General features: G+C 61.9%; 18 protein-coding genes and 2 tRNA genes. 13 read left to right on the top strand and 7 right to left on the bottom strand.

Going from position 1 to position 17,778, the window contains the following annotated elements:
- The first annotated feature begins 11 nt into the window (after positions 1-11).
- From mrdA to LG373_RS06565, 5 genes are all read left to right on the top strand, one after another.
- A complete protein-coding gene (gene mrdA, locus LG373_RS06585) occupies positions 12-2,186 on the top strand; it encodes a penicillin-binding protein 2 (protein WP_225749346.1) in 2,175 nt (724 codons plus the stop codon).
- Between the two features lie 12 nt (positions 2,187-2,198).
- Positions 2,199-3,389, top strand: a complete 1,191-nt coding sequence (gene rodA, locus LG373_RS06580; protein WP_114567418.1) for a rod shape-determining protein RodA — start codon at positions 2,199-2,201, stop codon at positions 3,387-3,389.
- Between the two features lie 14 nt (positions 3,390-3,403).
- A complete protein-coding gene (locus tag LG373_RS06575; RefSeq protein ID WP_225749345.1) occupies positions 3,404-4,489 on the top strand; it encodes a YcjF family protein in 1,086 nt (361 codons plus the stop codon).
- A gap of 85 nt (positions 4,490-4,574) precedes the next feature.
- On the top strand, positions 4,575-6,554 hold the full coding sequence (locus LG373_RS06570; protein WP_225749344.1) for a TIGR03960 family B12-binding radical SAM protein: 1,980 nt from the start codon (positions 4,575-4,577) through the stop codon (positions 6,552-6,554).
- The gene (locus LG373_RS06565; protein WP_225749343.1) at positions 6,547-7,266 is read left to right on the top strand and encodes a TIGR03936 family radical SAM-associated protein; all 720 of its coding nucleotides are present in this window, start codon (positions 6,547-6,549) and stop codon (positions 7,264-7,266) included. The genes LG373_RS06570 and LG373_RS06565 overlap by 8 nt, the downstream gene beginning before the upstream one ends.
- A gap of 297 nt (positions 7,267-7,563) precedes the next feature.
- Here the strand turns inward: LG373_RS06565 and LG373_RS06560 are convergent.
- Positions 7,564-7,640, bottom strand: a tRNA-Asp gene (locus LG373_RS06560).
- Between the two features lie 20 nt (positions 7,641-7,660).
- Positions 7,661-7,737, bottom strand: a tRNA-Asp gene (locus tag LG373_RS06555).
- 542 nt (positions 7,738-8,279) lie between these two features.
- Between LG373_RS06555 and LG373_RS06550 the strand changes: the two genes are divergently transcribed.
- Genes LG373_RS06550 through LG373_RS06540 form a run of 3 tightly spaced genes read left to right on the top strand, consistent with a single transcriptional unit; the run spans position 8,280 to position 12,852 of the window.
- Complete coding sequence (locus LG373_RS06550; protein ID WP_225749342.1) at positions 8,280-8,831, top strand: MarR family winged helix-turn-helix transcriptional regulator; 552 nt, start codon at positions 8,280-8,282, stop codon at positions 8,829-8,831.
- Positions 8,822-10,984, top strand: a complete 2,163-nt coding sequence (locus tag LG373_RS06545) for an ABC transporter ATP-binding protein (protein ID WP_225749341.1) — start codon at positions 8,822-8,824, stop codon at positions 10,982-10,984. Before LG373_RS06550 ends, LG373_RS06545 begins: the two co-directional genes overlap by 10 nt.
- Positions 10,981-12,852 (top strand): ABC transporter ATP-binding protein, encoded by a 1,872-nt coding sequence (locus LG373_RS06540; RefSeq protein ID WP_225749340.1) that lies wholly within the window; start codon positions 10,981-10,983, stop codon positions 12,850-12,852. The genes LG373_RS06545 and LG373_RS06540 overlap by 4 nt, the downstream gene beginning before the upstream one ends.
- Before the next feature lie 49 nt (positions 12,853-12,901).
- Here LG373_RS06540 and LG373_RS06535 read toward each other — a convergent pair whose 3' ends face one another.
- The 4 genes from LG373_RS06535 to LG373_RS06520 all read right to left on the bottom strand — a co-directional run bounded on the left by LG373_RS06535 (position 12,902) and on the right by LG373_RS06520 (position 15,585).
- Complete coding sequence (locus LG373_RS06535) at positions 12,902-14,005, bottom strand: tyrosine-type recombinase/integrase (protein ID WP_114565935.1); 1,104 nt, start codon at positions 14,003-14,005, stop codon at positions 12,902-12,904.
- Positions 14,006-14,101: 96 nt separating this feature from the next.
- The gene (locus tag LG373_RS06530) at positions 14,102-14,362 is read right to left on the bottom strand and encodes a hypothetical protein (RefSeq protein WP_225749339.1); all 261 of its coding nucleotides are present in this window, start codon (positions 14,360-14,362) and stop codon (positions 14,102-14,104) included.
- Between the two features lie 18 nt (positions 14,363-14,380).
- Entirely contained in the window at positions 14,381-15,076 is a 696-nt protein-coding gene (locus LG373_RS06525; protein WP_147269844.1) for a hypothetical protein, read from the bottom strand.
- A 110-nt stretch (positions 15,077-15,186) separates the two neighbouring features.
- The gene (locus LG373_RS06520) at positions 15,187-15,585 is read right to left on the bottom strand and encodes a helix-turn-helix domain-containing protein (RefSeq protein ID WP_114565933.1); all 399 of its coding nucleotides are present in this window, start codon (positions 15,583-15,585) and stop codon (positions 15,187-15,189) included.
- Positions 15,586-15,720: 135 nt separating this feature from the next.
- Here LG373_RS06520 and LG373_RS06515 point away from each other — a divergent pair, with 135 nt between their 5' ends.
- The 5 genes from LG373_RS06515 (at position 15,721) to LG373_RS12265 (ending at position 17,118) form a co-directional block, all read left to right on the top strand.
- Complete coding sequence (locus tag LG373_RS06515; RefSeq protein WP_216528667.1) at positions 15,721-15,861, top strand: hypothetical protein; 141 nt, start codon at positions 15,721-15,723, stop codon at positions 15,859-15,861.
- A 55-nt stretch (positions 15,862-15,916) separates the two neighbouring features.
- On the top strand, positions 15,917-16,156 hold the full coding sequence (locus LG373_RS06510; protein WP_114565932.1) for a helix-turn-helix domain-containing protein: 240 nt from the start codon (positions 15,917-15,919) through the stop codon (positions 16,154-16,156).
- Positions 16,157-16,175: 19 nt separating this feature from the next.
- Positions 16,176-16,538 carry a hypothetical protein gene (locus tag LG373_RS06505; RefSeq protein ID WP_114565931.1) on the top strand — a complete coding sequence of 121 codons (363 nt, stop codon included), beginning with the start codon at positions 16,176-16,178 and terminating at the stop codon, positions 16,536-16,538.
- Between the two features lie 20 nt (positions 16,539-16,558).
- A complete protein-coding gene (locus tag LG373_RS06500) occupies positions 16,559-16,786 on the top strand; it encodes a hypothetical protein (RefSeq protein ID WP_114565930.1) in 228 nt (75 codons plus the stop codon).
- A 206-nt stretch (positions 16,787-16,992) separates the two neighbouring features.
- Positions 16,993-17,118 (top strand): hypothetical protein, encoded by a 126-nt coding sequence (locus LG373_RS12265; RefSeq protein WP_255616280.1) that lies wholly within the window; start codon positions 16,993-16,995, stop codon positions 17,116-17,118.
- Here the strand turns inward: LG373_RS12265 and LG373_RS06495 are convergent.
- Entirely contained in the window at positions 17,087-17,641 is a 555-nt protein-coding gene (locus LG373_RS06495; RefSeq protein ID WP_216528665.1) for a hypothetical protein, read from the bottom strand. The genes LG373_RS12265 and LG373_RS06495 overlap by 32 nt on opposite strands.
- Between the last annotated feature and the right edge of the window lie 137 nt (positions 17,642-17,778).

Below are 17,778 nucleotides of genomic sequence, written 5' to 3'. Positions count from 1 at the left end.
AGGCGGTCTGCATGCTTGTCGCCATCATAGCAGCTGTCGTTGCGGCCATCGTGGCCATTGCGGCCATAGCCATCACGTTCTCCATCATGAAGGGCCGCTCGTCGTCCAATGTCAGCGTCAAGAAAGACGTGCGCTCCATCAGCTCGGTGGGCGTGTCGTCCACGCTGCCGGATTCCGCCAAGCGCGTGGCCGGTTCCGGCTCCGGGCACGCGACCGGCGTGCAGCAGGCCGCTCCGAATCCGTCCGGCAACCTCAAGTCGCGCTTCGTGGCCATGGGCGTGCTGGCCGCCGGCGTGTTCGGGTCGCTGACGGCGAAGATCTGGAGCATGCAGGTGCTCGAGCAGAGCGAGTTCCGCAGCGCTTCGGACGAAAACCAGTACAGCATCGTGTACAAGCCGGCGCCGCGCGGCCGCATCTTGGATGCCGACGGGCTGCCGCTTGTGAAGAACCGCTCGTCGTTGACGGTGCTGGCCGACCCGGACGTGGCGGACGACCGCGATGTGGTCCAGCGCCTGTCCGCCACCCTGGGCGTGCCCTACAACGTGGTGCGCAAGCGCATCCTCGACGCTTCGAGCGGCGCGCAGAGCCAGCGCGTGGTGGCCAGCGACGTGCGCATGCGCGACGTCGCGTTCATCATGGAGCATTCCGACGCGTTTCCCGGCATCACGGTGGACGAGCGCGCGGTGCGCGACTATCCTTACGGCGCGCTTGCGGCGCACGCGGTGGGCTATACGGGATTTCCCAGCGAGGATGATTTGAAGAACCCGCCCGAGGGCCGCGTGGTGAAGTCCGGCGACTCCGTGGGCAAGGCGGGCGTGGAGTTGATGTACGACAACATGCTGGCGGGGGATCACGGCGAAAAGAAGGTGGTTGCCGACACGCACGGCAACGTGGTGGACGTGGTGAGCGAAACGCAGCCCGTGAGCGGGTCCGACGTCTATCTGACCATCAAGGGGCCGGTCCAGTACGCCTGCGACCGCGCGCTTGCGGAGCTGATCGCGCCCAAGGACGGCACCATCGGCACGGGCAAGGGCACGGCCGGCGCGGCCGTGGTCATGGACGTGCGTGACGGCGGCATCGTGGCCCTGGCCAGCTATCCGACGTTCGAACCGGAGGTGTTCTCGGGTTCCATCTCGCAGGATGTGTGGGACGTGTACCAGTCCGACGACGCGCATCGGCCCATGCTGAACCGCGCGATCGGCGGCACGTACCCGGCTGCTTCCACCTACAAAGCGTTCACGAGCTTGGCGGCGTTGGCCAACGGGTTCGCGGACACCTCGCGCACGTGGACCTGTACCGGTTCGTGGGACGGCTGGGGTTCGGGCGACGTGCAGAAGTGCTGGAAGCGCTCGGGACACGGGACGCTCGACCTGCGCGGCGGCATCGTGAACTCGTGCGACGTGGTGTTCTACGACATAGCGTACAACTTCTTTGAGCATAGCTCGCTCGGGCGCGGTCCCGCTACGGTGTCGGATACGGCCATGCAGGACTATATAAAGAAGTACCGCTTCGGTGAGCGGACGGGCATCGACCTGCCCGCCGAGGAGGCCGGTCGTGTTCCCACGCCCGAATGGAAGGCCGAGTATTTCAAGGACACGCCCGAAGAGGCGGCCTGGAAGGGCGGCGACTCCACCAACATGGTCATCGGCCAGGGCTACGTGCTGGCCACGCCTTTGCAGATCGCCGTGGCGTACGGCGGCCTTGCAACGGGTAAGATCATGAAGCCCCATCTGTTGAAAGAGGTGCGCAACGCGGGAGGCGACGTGGCGCTGTCCGCGAAGGCGGAAGTGGTGGCGGAGCCCGACGTTCCCATGAAGGACCTTGCGTTCGTGCGCGACGCGCTCAAGGGCGTGACCGTGGAGAACGCCGACATCGCGCCGTTGTTTCAGGATCGGGGCATCGATCCGGCCACGGTTGCCTGCAAAACGGGTACCGCCGAAATGGCGGGCAAGGACGATTACGCGTGGTTTGCCTGTTACGCCCCCTACGACGACCCCAAGTACGTGGTGGCCTGCGTGGTGGAGGAAGGCGGCGGCGGTTCGGCCGTCGGCGCTCCTCTGGGCGCGGAGCTTCTGGCTGCCGTGCTCGATTACGATGCAGGCACGTACGCCGACATGGGAAAGATCGCCGGCTCGACGGGCAAAGCGGTCGAGTACAAGGGATCGTCAAGCGGACGAACGGACTAGAAAGGAGGCGTCATGGCGCAGCTGCCCCAGATCAACTCGGTCAAGGCTCCCGACAGGGCCGTAACGCAAGCCACGCGAACGCGACGCTTCCCTTGGCTCAACCTTCCGTTCGTCATCGTGGTGGCGCTTCTGGTGTGCTACGGGCTGGTGATCGTTTATTCGGCGGTGCTCAACGATCCCGACTACAGCTTTTCGCGTCAGCTTATGGGCGTGGCCGTCGGCGCGATAGCCATGGTGCTGGTCTGGCAGTTCGATTACCGAAGGCTGTCCGACTACACCACGCTGTTCCTTATCGTGAACGTGGTGCTCATTCTGTCGCCTCACCTACCCGTTATCGGCGTGAACACCATGGGCGCCACGTCGTGGATCAACGTTGGCATACAGATTCAGCCGGGCGAGTTCGCCAAGGTGACGGTCATCCTTTTGGACGCCAGTATCATGGCGCGCTACGGAGGGCGGCTTGACGACCCGCGCGAGTACCTGAAGGCGCTCGGCCTTATGCTGGTGCCGTTCGCGTGCATCATGACGCAGCCCGACCTGGGTACGGGCCTGGTGTACCTGTTCATCGGCGCCGTGGCGCTGGTGGTGGGCGGCGCGCGCCCGAAGTACCTGCTGATCACGTTGGCGGCCGGCATTGTGGCGGTGGCGGCCGTGTTTGCCATCGACGAGGTCATCAAGGGGTCAACGGGAGAATACAAGCTGCTCAAGCAGTACCAGCGCAACCGGTTGCTGGTGTTTCTCGATCCCGGCCTCGACCCCAACGGGGAAGGCTACAACCTGCGCCAGGCGCAGATCGCCATCGGGTCGGGCGGGTTGTTCGGCAAAGGGCTGTTCCAGGGCACTCAGCATGCGCTGGGCATTCTGCCTGAAGCTCCAACCGACTTCATCTTCTGCGTCTTGGCTGAAGAGCTTGGGTTTTTCGGTGTGATGGTGCTGCTTTCGCTGTACGCGTCGCTTGTTTTGATAAGCTTCCGTATTGCGGCGGCGGCCAGCGACCTTTTCGGCATGACCATCGTCATGTGCGTTGTGGGCATGTGGCTGTTCCAGATTCTCGAGAACATCGGCATGGACTGCGGGCTCATGCCCATCACGGGCATCCCCTTGCCGTTCATGAGCTACGGGTCGTCGTTCATGATGGTCAACTTTATCATGGTGGGTATGATCGGATCGGTGTGGACCCACAACATGGCAAGCAAGCGTTAGGGAAGAAGGCGGTTATGCAGCTACCCGTTGACGTCAAGGCGGTTATCGACGAGGCCACCAATATCGACGAGGCTCGTCGCACTTCCATTTCAGTGAGCGTGTACCTGGACGACACCGCTCCCGGCGACGTGCAGGCGCACGTACGCCAGGCGTTCGCCAGCGCGTCCGCGCATGCGCGCGTGTCGCTGACGTACCTGGACGGCCGTCCGTTCGTGCCGTACGCGGGCGACGACATGGCGGTTATCGTGGCGGGACTGGGCGATCAGGTGGGCGTGTGCGCTCAGCACGTGCGCGCGGTCGGCGTGCCGGTCATGGTGGTGACCACGTTGCCGGAGCTGGTTTCCGACATAGCGCGGGCCTCCGGCTTCCCTATTCCGGACGGCGATGTGGTTTCGCCGAAGATCGTGCAGCCCAAGCAGCTGCCCGCTGAAGGAGAGGACCCGTCTGCCGCGCAGCCTTTGACCGAGCCGTACGCGCTCGACGACGCAAGGGCCGCGTCGCTTTCGGAGCGCATGGGGGGCTGGGTCATCGATGCCTGCAACGAGAAGCGCCTTGCCTGCGCGCTGGCGTTCCCGTTCGTGCGCAAGCCGCTGTCTATGGAAGCAGTGAACGCGACGTCCTTGCAGAACGCGGGCGTGGGCTTGCTGGTTATCATTCCGGGCGCCGATATGCCCGTCATGACGCTCAACCAGGCGAAGATGCTGCTCATGATAGCCGCCGCCTATGGCGAGGAGCTCAACATGGAGCGCGTCAAGGAGCTGGCGGCGTTGGTGGGCGGCGCATTCGCGTGCCGCGCGGTCGCTCGTCAGCTGGTGGCGTTCGTTCCCGCGCTCGGCTGGGCCGTAAAGGCGGCGATCGGGTACACCGGCACGCAGGCTATGGGCCGTGCTGCGATCGAATACTACGAAGGCGGCCCGAACTTGGGCAGGCTGACCGATGCCGTGGCTTCCGCCCGCGACAAGGTGGTCCAAGCCGCCGCGAAGCGCGCGGCTCAGAAGGCGCAGGCCACCGGTGCCAAGGCCGTGGAGGCCGTGCGCGCCAAAGCCGCGCAGGCGGTCGGCGGCGCGCGTCAGGGAGGCGGCGCGGTCAAGGGTCGCTAGTTCGCACTTTTGTTCCGGGGGCCTGCTCGGTCCCCGGTGTTCTGCTTGTTTTTGCTCATCCCGCATTCGAAGAGGGGAAATTCCGATGAAGGATCTTTGGCCGCAGCTCGAGCCGCTGCTTGTCCATGCAGAGCGTCCTGCTCGCTATCTAAACCATGAGTACGGCTGCGTTTACAAGCCCGAAGCAGACTTTCGCTTCTGCATGGTGTATCCCGACACGTACGAGTTGGGCCAGGCCAACCAGGCGCTGCGCATTCTGGTGAACGCGGTGAACGCCCAGGAGGGCATGGCCGCGGAGCGCGCCTTCCTTCCGGCTTCGGACATGTGCGACACGCTGCGCGCCGAAGGATTGCCGCTGTTCAGCATCGAGAGCTGCGCGCCGGTGGCGTCGTTCGACGCAGTGGGCATCACGCTGCCGCACGAGCTTGCCGCCACGAACGTGCTGGAGACGCTTGATTTGGCGGGCATCGCGCTGCATGCGAAGGATCGCGCGCAAGACGATCCGTTCGTGATGGGCGGCGGACCCTGCGCCTTCAATCCCGAACCGTACGCCCCGTTCTTCGACTTCCTCAGCATCGGGGAAGGGGAGGAGGCGTTGCCGGAGTACTTGGCCATTGTCAGGCGCATGCGATCGGAAGGCGCGGCGCGCGCCGACATTCTGCGCACGCTTGCCCAGCAGCCGGGCTGCTACGTGCCCTCGCTGTACCGTTGGCGCGACGAGGCGACGGCGCAGCAGGAGGGTTCGTGGATCGAGCCGCTGGAGGTGGAGGCGCCCGTGCGCATCGACAAGCGCCTGTTCGAAGGCTTTGCCGAAAGCCCCGGTTGGGAACCGTGCGTCGTGCCGTTCACGGAAGTGGTGCACGATCGTCTGAACGTCGAGATCCTGCGCGGCTGCGCGCGCGGATGTCGGTTCTGCCAGGCGGGCATGATGTATCGTCCCGTGCGCGAGCGATCGGCGGACAACGTGGTGGCTTCGGTGGTGTCGGGTCTGGCCGAAACCGGTTACGACGAGGTGAGCCTGACCTCGCTTTCCTCGACGGACCATTCACAGATCGCCGACATCCTTACGCGGCTGAACCGTGCGTGCGACGGGAAAGGCGTGCGTATCTCGGTGCCTTCGCAGCGCCTTGACTCGTTCGGCGTGGACATGGCCGAGCTGGTGGCGGGCCAGAAGAAGGGTGGTCTCACCTTCGCGCCGGAGGCCGGCACCCAGCGTTTGCGCGACGTCATCAACAAGAACGTGACGGAGGACGACCTGTTCGGCGCGCTCGACGCCGCGTTTTCGGCGGGCTGGCGTCGCTGCAAGCTCTACTTCATGATTGGCCTGCCTACCGAAACCGACGAGGACATCAAGGGTATCGCCAGCTTGGCGCAGCGCGCGTACGACCGCATGAAGGCCGCGACGCCGCCCGAGCAGCGCGGCAGCTTGCGCATGAGCGTTTCATGCGCGCTGTTCGTTCCGAAGGCCCAGACCCCGTTTCAGTGGGACGGGCAGATTCCTCCCGAGGAAGCGTTGCGACGCGTGAACCTGCTGCGCAACTCGATCAAGTACCGTGCGATCGACGTGCATTGGCACGATCCCTCCACCAGCTTCGTGGAGGCCGTCATGAGCCGTGCCGGACGTGAAGCCGCGGCGTGGGTGGAGGCGGCCTGGCGGCGCGGCGCGCGGTTTGACGCATGGACCGAGCATTTCAACGCGCAGGCTTGGCGCGATGCCGCGCAGGAGGTGGGCATCGATCCCGAAGCGATCGCGCAAACGGCTTATCCCACCGATCGGGTTATGCCGTGGTCGCATATCACCACGGGCGTGTCCGAGCGCTTTTTGGCGCGCGAGCGCAAGCTTGCCGAACAGGAGCGCACGACGCCCGACTGCACGTTCGGGGCGTGCTCTGCGTGCGGCGCATGCCCTTCGCTTGGCGCGGACAACCAGCTGGCGCGGCCGCGCGTGGCCAGCGGGTCCAATGCGCAGCCTGGGTCGCCGGATTCCGATCTTCGCGCGCACGTCGCCGCTCCGGAGGATGCCCCGGCGGCTTTCGACGAATGCCAGGAGGAAGCTCATGTCTGATCCGAACCTGTTTCGCCTTCGCGTGACGTTTTGCAAGCAGGGGCGCTTGGCGCTGCTCTCTCACTTGGAGGTGGCGCGCGCCCTCGAGCGCGCCGTGCGTCGCGCGGGACTGCCGTTTGCCGTGAGCCAGGGATTCTCTCCCCACATGAAAATCGCGTTCGGCGCTGCGCTTCCGGTGGGCGTAGGGGGCACGCACGAGCTGTTCGACTTGCAGATGACGCGCTACGTAGCGCCTGACGAGGCATTGGAGGCATTGCGGGATGCAAGCGTCCCCGACCTGATGGTGAAGGATTGCGTCTACATCGACGCGCGCACGCCGGCGGCTTCGGCTGCGTATCCGATCGGCACGTACCGGGTGCTGCTCTCTTGCGCCCCCGCCCAGCTGCCGGTGCCCGAAGAGATCACCGTGATTCGCAAGAAGAAGGAGAAGGTTCTGCGGGTTTCCGACTTTCTGGTGGGAGAGATGGAGCTTGCCGGAGCCGTCCTGACGTTTTCGTTGGAGTCGAAGCCTACGGGGTCGCTGCGTCCCGACGTGCTGCTGCAAGCTTGCTGCGCGCAGGCGAACGCTTCCGAAGATGATGGCTGCTGCGCGGCGCCTCTGGCGTTTTTGGTGGAGAACGGCGAGCCGTCGCTGGTCGACGAGGATCCGTGCGGCGGCGGACGGATCCTGCGCGTCGTCACTACGACTCGCATCGATCAGCGGGCCGTTTGAGTCCGGCAGGTTTTCGCGGTGCAAACGCGGGCGCTTCGTGCGCCCGCGTTTTTTTGTGCCTGGTTTCGAGCGCTGTTGGCGCGGTGGAGAGCTTCCGGTTCTGTCAAAACGAACGAGTTTTGCTGGTCCTTGAATCAGGATAAAGGCTAAGGTCGATCGTCTGACCTGGTACGATGAGATACGTGCTCGAGCGCTTCGCCTGCAAGGGGTCGAAAATCGCCGCAAAACTCGTTCGTTTTGACAGAGCGGGGGACCAGACAGCAAAAAAGCCCGCGAAAGCGGGCTTCTGCAAGTAAATGGCGGGATGTACGAGACTCGAACTCGCGACCTCCGACGTGACAGGCCGGCGCTCTAACCAACTGAGCTAACACCCCAGGTGCGGCAGTGAAGTAAATGGCGGGATGTACGAGACTCGAACTCGCGACCTCCGACGTGACAGGCCGGCGCTCTAACCAACTGAGCTAACACCCCTTGCTTCAGCAGCGCGGATTATTCTACCGGGTGTTTTCCAATCGCGCAATACCTAATTTCAAAAACTTTTGATTCTCGTGTGTTCCCGCGTGCGAGGGGGAAGGGAGGGCTCTCGTGCGGAACGGGGCGGACGGTTCTCAGCGGTGGGCGAAGCACCCGTGCGATTTTGCGGCCCCGTGGGGACTCGCACGATTGCGCAGCCGTGCAATCGCGGGGCGGACGGGGCGTCCCGCGAGGCCGCGCTCTGCAACCAGAAGGCGACCGAGGCGTCCGCGAGGCCGCACTCTGCAACCAAGGGGCGGACAGGTGCTCGCGCCAAAGTCGCACTCCGCGATCCCGGGGCGATCAAGGCGCGTGCGACAGCCCCGCAGCTAGCCGCCGTCCTCACGCCCCGTTCGCGGTGCATGCAGGTTCTGTGTTCAAATAAACATTTCGGTACGCAGTATTTAACTCGTGTTAAAGTTTAGCAGCTAAATTACAGGGGTACGGGAAGGTGCGCCGCTTGCGTTGCGCGGAATCTTCCCCAGCATGAGAGGAACGATATGCCTGATTCGTTCGGACAGATCAGAAGCGAGCTTTTCGAGCTCATGGGACGCATGCGGCACGGCAGCTTCACGCTGCCGACCCCCGATGGCATGACGCCCTCGGAAGCGCGCACGATCATGGCTGTAGACGAGATGGTTCGCCGCCACGGAGAGGCGCGGCCGAATCGCGTGGCCGAGTTCGTGCGCACGACGCCTAGCGCGCTGTCGCAGACGCTTCGATCGCTTGAGGACAAGAACCTTATAGAGCGCCGCCGTCTGGGCGGGGATTATCGGGGCGTCACCGTCAGCCTCACGCAGGACGGGGAGCGCCTCGCGCAAGAGGGAAGGCGCCTTCGCGACGAGTACATCGACCGGGCCATAGCCCATGTCGGTGAAGAGGACATGCGCCATCTGGTGCGCATCTTGGGCAAGATGGCGGAGTCCCGCGAGCAGCACAGCGGCTTGGAAGCTGCGTCGGCATGCGGGGGATGCGCATCCCGCCCTTTCTGCGATGACGCGCGGGAGGATCATCCTGCCGATGCGAAAGGCGGCGACGTTTCGTGCGCATAATTCGCTATCTGAAAAACTGCAAACTCGCGGTGGCGCTCATCGTGTGCCTGCTTGTCGTCCAGGCGGCCACCGATCTGGCCCTGCCGAACTACACGTCGCAGATCGTGGACGTGGGCATCCAGCAGTCGGGCGTGGAGCATGCGGCGACCGAGGAGATGACCGCGAAGACCCATGATGCCGTAGCCATGCTGTTGCCCGAAAACGACGAGCAGGTGTTTCGCGCTGCCTACGACCAGACGGAGCAGGGCACGTACAGGCTCAACGACCAGGGGCGCAAGGAGATCGACGCGCTCGACAAGATGGTGTCCGTTCCGCTTGTGATCGCCCACTACGCCGACAAGATCCCCGACTTCGATCTCGATCAGGCTCTGCAGGCCTATCGGGAGGGGGTCGTCACGAAGGACCAGGTTCTTTCGCTGCGCGATCAAGCCGAACAGCAGATAGGGGACAAGGGCCAGGCCATCGTCGAGCAGCAGGCCATCGCCGCTGCGAAAGCCGAATACGAAAGCCTTGGCTACAACCTGTCCGACATGCAGATGGGCTATCTTGTTCGCGTGGGCCTGCTGATGCTGGGCCTTGCTGCCGTGGGCATGGTCGCCGCCGTGTGCGTGGGCTTCATCGCCTCCCGCACGGCCGCGAAGGTGGCTGCGGGCTTGCGTTCCCGGCTGTTTCGCCAGGTGGTCGGCTTCTCGGACGCCGAAGTGCAAAGCTTCTCGGCCGCGTCGCTCATCACCCGCGGGACCAACGACGTCCAGCTGGTGCAGATGGTGATCGTCATGCTGCTCCGCATGGTGCTGTACGCTCCCATCCTGGCTATAGGCGGCATCATCATGATCTCGCGCACCAGCCTGTCGATGAGCTGGATCATCGTTGCGGCCGTGGCGGTCATCTTCGCGGTCATCATGGTGCTCATGCGCGTGGCGCTGCCCAAGTTCCGCATCATGCAGACGCTTGTCGATCGCGTGAACCTGGTGTCGCGCGAGATGCTCACGGGGCTGCCCGTCATCCGCGCATTCGACCGCCAGGAATACGAAGAAGCCCGCTTCGACAAGGCTAGCACGCACCTGATGAAGACCCAGCTGTTCACGAACCGCGTCATGACGTTCATGATGCCGTTGATGATGCTGATCATGAACGTAGTGTCGGTGCTGATCGTATGGGTGGGCGGCAGCTACATCGATACGGGCGCCATTCAAACCGGCGACCTGATCGCGTTCATCACCTATTCGATGGTCATCATCATGGGCTTTCTCATGATCGGCATGATATCCATCATGCTTCCGCGCGCCGACGTAGCCGCGCAGCGCATCAACGAAGTGCTCGATGCGCGTCCGACCGTGTGCGACCCTCCTGCCGACGAAGCCTGCGACCAGCGTCTGGCCGCGCGTACCGGCGGGGCGGCCATCGCGTTCAACGACGTGAGCTTCAAGTACGGCGACTCCAAGGAATGCGTGCTCGAGCACGTCGATTTCGTGGCCGAGCCGGGCAAGACCACGGCCATCATAGGCTCCACGGGATCGGGCAAGTCCACGATTGTCAAGCTGATCGAGCGCTTTTACGATGTGACCTGCGGATCCGTTACGGTGGACGGCGTTGACGTGCGCCACGTGAGCCAGCACTGCCTGCGTGCTCAGTTGGGCTACGTTCCTCAGGAGTCGTTCTTGTTCAGCGGCACTATCGGTTCGAACATCGCGTACGGCAACGAGGACATGCTCCCCGAGCGCATCGAGACGGCTGCCTCCATCGCCCAAGCCGGCGAATTCATCGCCTCCAAAGAGGAAGGGCTGGACGCCCGCGTTTCGCAGGGCGGAACGAACGTGTCGGGCGGGCAGCGACAGCGCCTGGCCATCGCCCGCGCCTTGGCAACCGATGCGCGCGCCTACCTGTTCGACGACAGCTTCTCGGCGCTCGACTACAAAACCGACGCCGCTTTGCGTCGCGAGCTGGCGGCACGCCTGTCCGACAAGACGGTGGTCATCGTGGCGCAGCGCATCTCGACGGTTTTGAACGCCGATTTGATCGTGGTGCTCGACGAAGGCCGCGTGGTAGGCAAGGGCACGCACGAGCAGTTGATGGAGTCTTGCGAGGAGTACCGGGAGATCGCGATGTCGCAGCTTTCCGAAGCGGAACTGAACGGAGGTGATGCCGCATGAGCGAACGGAAGCCTTCCGACCGGCAGCAGGCCGAGGCGCCGCGCCGTGGCCCCTTCGGCGGTCACGGGCCCGCGGGGCGCATGATGCCCGGCGAGAAGCCCAAGGATTTCAAGGGCACGCTTGGCAAGCTCGTCTCGTTCATGGGGCGTTTCAAGGCGGCGCTCGTGGTGGTGGTCGTGTTCGCCATCGGATCGACCGTCTTCAATATCGTGGGGCCGAAAGTGCTCTCCACTGCGACGACCGAGCTGTTCAACGGCATCGTCGCCAAGATCGACGGTTCGGGCGGGATCGATTTCGACGCCATCGCGCGCATCTTGGCGTTCACGCTGGGCCTGTACCTGCTGTCGGCAGCGTGCTCGTTCGTCCAAGGTTGGATGATGAGCTCGATCTCGCAGCGTACGTGTTACCAGCTTCGCCGGGCTATCGCCGAAAAGATCGATCGTATGCCCATGGGGTACTTCGAGCGCACGCGGGTCGGCGATACGCTTTCGCGCATCACGAACGACGTGGACACGCTGGGGCAGAGCCTGAACCAGGGCGTGACCCAGCTCATCACGTCCGTGACGACCATCATCGGCGTGCTGGTCATGATGCTGAGCATCAACCCGCTCATGACGCTGATCACGGTGCTCATCCTTCCCGTGTCGGTAGTGCTCATCCTGGTTGTGGTGAAGCGTTCGCAGAAGTACTTCGTGGCTCAGCAGAACACGTTAGGCGAGATCAACGGCTTGGTGGAGGAGACGTTCTCGGGGCACGCCATCGTGAAGGCGTTCAACCGCGAGCAAGGCGCGCTCGAAAGCTTCAACAAGACGAACGGACGGCTGTATGCGTCGGCGTGGAAATCGCAGTTCATCAGCGGCCTTATGCAGCCCATTATGAACTTCGTGGGAAACCTGGGTTACGTGGCCGTGGCCGTGGCCGGCAGCTTTCTGGCCGTGCAAGGGGTTATCACGGTGGGCGACATCCAGGCGTTCATCCAGTACGTCAAGAACTTCACGCAGCCCATCACGCAGCTGACACAGGTGTCCAACGTGCTGCAGCAGATGGCGGCGGCGGGAGAGCGCATCTTCCGGTTCCTGGAGCAGCCTGAGGAAGAGCCCGAGCACGTGTCCGCGCGCACGGCCGACGTCGAGTGCCGCGTGTCGTTCGATCACGTGCGCTTCGGCTACGATGCCCAGAACCCGGTCATCAAGGACTTCTCGGCCGAGGTCGCTCCGGGGCAGACCGTCGCGCTGGTAGGGCCTACGGGTGCGGGCAAGACCACCATGGTGAAGCTTCTCATGCGGTTCTACGACGTTCAGGGCGGCGCGATACGGATCGGCGGCGTGGACGTTCGCGACTTCGCGCGCGACGACGTGCGCAGCTTGTTCGGGATGGTGCTGCAGGATACGTGGCTGTTCAACGGGACGATTCGCGAGAACATCCGCTACGGCAACCTGGACGCGACCGACGAAGAGGTGGAGGCGGCGGCGAAGGCTGCGTACGTTCACCATTTCGTCCAGACGCTTCCCCAGGGCTACGATACCGAGATCAACGAGGACGCCAGCAACATCAGCCAAGGCCAGCGCCAGCTTCTGACCATCGCGCGCGCCATCCTGGCCGACCGGCGCATGCTCATCTTGGACGAAGCCACCTCGAGCGTCGATACGCGCACCGAGGAGCGCATCCAGAAGGCCATGGACAACCTCATGCGCGGGCGCACCTCGTTCGTGATCGCGCACCGGCTGTCCACCATCAAGCGCGCCGACCTCATCTTGGTCATACGCGACGGCGATATCGTGGAGCAGGGGTCGCACGAGGAATTGCTGGAACTTGGCGGTTTCTACGCAGAGTTGTATAATTCTCAACTATATGATTTGCGCAAATGACCTGGGTATATTTTGGAAATATCCTTATTTTTCCTATCTGGGATAGAGGTTAGGATATTTCGGACAGGCGCGATGCGGCTTCCACGGCCACGGAAACCAGCTCGTCTCCGCCGGGACGGTCGTAGTGCCCGACGGTAGTGGAAGCCTGTGTGTGCCCCATTATGCGGGCGACCTGCTCGATCGGGACCCCGGCCTTCCAATGCATGATCGTCTCGAACGACGGGCGCAGCGACTGCATTGGAAGGTACGGGACGGCGGATGCTTTAACGAGCCTTTCCCATGTTCTCGCGACGACGTAGCGCGGAACAGGCTCCCCTGCGCCGTTGTCGTTGGCCCACAAGGCGTGATCGGGCAAGTCTGCGACGATATCGCGCAAACGGTCGCACCAGGGCTTGGGAAGCCCTACGGTGCGCTTAGACGCTCTCGTCTTCAGACGCGCGCGAAGCTCTCCGTCGTCGGCGAGCTGCGACGTTATCGCTATCGAGGCGGCTTCGTCTCCGAACTCGACGTTCTCGATCGGCACGCCGCACGCCTCGCCGACTCGCATTCCGGCGAACGCGCACAGGATGAAAGGCACTTCGCATGCCGACCCCCGCACGACTTCAGCCAGCTGCTCGAGCTGGGCTTGCGTGTACACGCTGCGGTCCCTTCGCTCGGAATCGGCGTACCTGAACTTCTTGTCTGCCGGATTCGTCGCGATGAGCTCGAACATGACGGCATGATCGAGCGTTTTCTTCAGCACGATCCGCGCTGTCTTCGCGCTCGTCCTCGGTATTTCGAGGAGCCACTTCTGGATGTCGAGCGGCCTCACCTCCGTGCACGGCGTGCCGCCCCACCTGGGAGCCACGTGCTTCGCCCAGCAGCTGTCGTACTGCCTGGCCGTGCGATTCGACATCCTGCCGGACGCGAGCCTGTCAGCCATGACGGGCCGCTCGTGATCATCCCATAGGGCTTTGACGGTCATGGCCGGAGGGGCTTCGACTTCCATCCTTCGCTCGGCTAGAAACCTGTCAGCTTCCCGGTACGTGCATTCGAGCGTCTTGGACTTGCGAACGCGCCCGTCGGTGGTATTCTCGATCCATCTTACGACGTGCTTCGTCTTCGTCACGATCGTTATCGACCCCCACGACCGGCGACGGCTTTTCCTGGACATGGTACAATGCACCTGCCTTCCGTTATTCGGTTGGTACTTCAGAAGCCTCGCGCTAGGGTTGCCGCCCGGTGATGCGCGGGGCTTTCTTTGCAGTTATTATTTAAACAGCTTCTTCAATATGTCCATGGTGCCGAACGTTGTCCTGCGGTAGACCGCGTTCTTTACGGAGCGCCGTGGGTTTTTCGCAAACCCAACGCCCTTTTTGCCGTACATCGGGTTGATGGATTTTTTAACCGACCTTTTTGCACGTCCTGTCGTTCTCGCTTTCAAGGACGATTTTATGCGCGGTTTTCTGTACCCGATCTTCATCCGCTCCATCTCCTCTCTAGATTGAAGCCATTCGACAATGCCACCCATATGAGCTGGGCTTTCTTGTTAGTATGTCAATTCAATCGCGTAATAGAATTCGCGACGATCCCGCATCGACGGTATCTTCGATATTGTTGCCGAACTCGGAAGCTGGCCTACCTTGTCTGTCAGGGTGCTGTAGGCTCCGCAGGTTGCTGCTATTTCTGTGACGGGAATCTCCTTGTCGAGCAAAAGTATATGCGGCTTTGCGCGTGAGCCCTTAGGTACTTCAATCATCCTGGTGTCTCCAGAAATACTGATTGACCCTACAACGAAATCAGGAGCACCTTCCGAACGAACGAATTGTTTATTGGCGACATCAAACTCTTGTTTGAATGCAGATTCTTTGATGTTGAATTTGACCAGGCGCCCTTCATTCATCGCCTTTTGCCTGCTATCTAGCAGGCCTTTTACCTCTTGGTACGATGGCATGTACGCCTTTATTTCTGGGATTATCGGAGAATATGACCCTGTTCGCATTGCGTCGATCTGCACATCGAAACCTCGCTTGCACAGCTCTTGCAGAATGCCTCCATAAGAGGACATGAATCCGATTGGTTTACCATTGTAAAGTAGCGCGCAGGCACTAGAGTCTTCATCGCTCGTGCTCCATACGCCGCCTGTCTCAGCACTGATCATTGTGATCTCGTCCGCGGTAGCATGAAGCACAATCCTTTCATGCTTCTTTATGCTTTTGAGCGGTGATCCGTCGTAGACGTACACCTTCCGCTCTTCGCAGCCCGATAGCAGCAGAGGCTTTAGGGTAGGCTTGGACTGCAGAGGGTATTCTCTTTCGCCAGATTTTCCAAACAGTATTGAAAATAGTCCCATAATTACGCCCCTATCTTTTCCGCAGCCCGTCCATCGTCCATATTTTTCGCTGCACCGTCGTCGGCCATCGTCTCGGCGGTGTTGAGCACCGCCAGACGCTCGCGCTTGGTGCATCTGCGGTACGCGGACACGAGGCGTTCTTCCTCGGCGGTCTCCGCGATCTTCGGCGACGAGGCGGGGAAAGGCGTCGGGTCGTCGGTTCGGCAGAGCAGGTAGTCGGTGGAGCAGCCGTATTTGTCGGCGATGGCGCATAGTATCTCGCCGTTCAGCTTGCCGACGCCCTGCTCCCAATTTCGGTACGTACCGAGGCTTACGTTGAAATAGCTCGCAGCATCTTCTTGCGTGAACCCTCCGACAGCTAAAGCGTAAGAGCGTCGTGCTTCACCAATGTTGTTTTCCATGATAGCTCCTACCAATTGTTTTGGTACAAGAAATATTACCACCAATTCCAAAATTACGCTTGAAACTACTAGAAATTGTTGTACTATACCTACTGAAGGCACGAAAAATTCTAGTAGTTAAGTTGGAGGTGAACCATGGAGGATACGAGAACCCCGCCCCTGGTGGCGATCGCCACCTGTATCCAGGTTGCGTTTCTCGTCCTGTTCTATGCGGACCTCTTCCTGGACTGGGGGCTGCCCAGAACGAGCTTCCTCGCGATGCCGTTCCTCGCGTAGGGCGTCTCCCTCGGCTGGAAGCTCCGCGAAAAGCGCATGAAGGGAGGTGATTCCATTGTTGGAGATTAAACCGCTCGCGTCCGAGCGAGTGCGCGTCGGAATGACGCAGGAGGAGGCCGCCGCGCGCCTGGGCTGCAGCGCGAAGAGCCTGTGCTTCTACGAGAACAACGTGCGCGACATTCCCGCAGAGGTGGCGAACTCCGCAGCCGACCTGTACGGCTGCTCCACCGACTACCTTTACGGCCGCACAGACGAGCGCCTTCCGAGGGATGTCAACGAGCGCAAGGCAGGGTAGGAAAGGAGGAGATGAGTAAATGTTTAAGAATCTACAGGGCTTCATGCATATGCGGGAAGTTACGCCTGAGCAAGTTGCATCTGAAATCGGTTGCACGGAAGCGGTATTCGAGATGAAGCTGTCTGAAGCTATCTCGTTCACTCTCGACGAAGCGAAGGCTATCCGGGACAGGTTCTTTCCGGGTTATCGGCTCGATGGTCCCTTCGGATTATTCGAATCCGACGGCGACGTGCCGACCGAGCGGGAGCGCCTGCACCACTACGCGGAGGCTATCGGCAACGAGCTGACGAAGGACGGCGCGAAGCCCGACCCGGAGGTAGACGAGATCGTGGAGCTGTTCCACGGCTGCGCGGAAGCGTACGCCGAGCGCGAGGCGGGATAGGGAAGGAGGCGAAAAAGCAAGTGGAGATCGAAGCCGAGGACAAGGCGCTGTTCGTTCAGCGCATCAATGATGCCCTCGTCGAATGCGGCGCGCACCGATACGACTACCTGGCCGAGACGCCGATGGTCTACGAGGTGGACGATCACGGCGAGGAGTGGGTGCGCATCGAGGGCGTGGACCACAAGCGGGCGAACGTCAGCATCGACAGCCTGCCGGCCCTCATGACGGACATCAGGCCGCTGCTGTAGCGGCCATGAGGTGAACCCGCCGCAAAGGATCGACCGATCCGGCCCGTCCTTTCAGCCGCAGCCGCGCCGACCAGATGCGCCGCTGTAAGCGCGAAGGCAACCCGTTCCATTGGCAGCGCGCTGTCGGTCATCCTCCGCAGCGGGCTCGCCGCAAGCACCTTAACAATCGAATACCCGGAAACACGGCAGCCGGAAAGGCGGTAGCCGTGAAACTGAAAGACCTGTTTGGCATGAGCGAGGATCAGGCGGAGTCCGTTAAAGACGTCGTGCTGGGCTACGTTTTGGGTGTGGCGAGCACGCTCATTGGCTTGGTGCTTGAATCAATGAGCTGACCAGATTGACGAGGTACGGTATGGCTGCTGTGGCAAGGCCGAGGAACCATCCGATGATCACGTTGTTGCGGCTGTGCTTCCTGTCCTCGTCGCGTATCCGATCGACCTCTTCTTTACGCCGAGCCTCCAGTTCCGCTAGCTTGTCGTGGCGGGCGATGGCCCAGTTCGCTTTCGGGTCGTAGTCGACGTACAAGATGTCTCCGTCGAAATCGCGAAAACAATGGATGAAGCCGAGATCCGACAGTTGAAGGTACATTCCTTGCACGGCTTCGGATTCAAGGCGCGATGCGGCGTATCCTTTCGCCCCGTCTCCGAGACTCACGAGCTTTCTGAGCTCGTCGATCTCGTCGTCCGTGAGAAGGTCGACCGATTGCATGGCCGATGACTCGGAAACTCGCTTTCCGAGGTTGTCGATGCTCCTTCGGATCTCGTCGGTTGATTTCGATGCCTGGGCGACGGATCTTCCCACGTTGCCGACGCTTGACGCTATGCCATCGAGCGGTCTTCTCAGTTCGCTTGTCATGGCGCGCCTTTCCTCGATTGCCTCTCGCAAAGCCAATTCTAACAGGCTGCCGTGTTTCCGGGTATTCGGCTCGGTGCGAACGTACCTTGAAAACCGAATAGGCATGGAGTCGGAAACGCTTCCGACGAGAGAGGTTG

This window comes from Paraeggerthella sp. Marseille-Q4926, from assembly GCF_916618935.1.
GTDB lineage: Bacteria > Actinomycetota > Coriobacteriia > Coriobacteriales > Eggerthellaceae > Paraeggerthella > Paraeggerthella hominis.
This window is presented reverse-complemented; position numbering and strand designations above follow the sequence as displayed.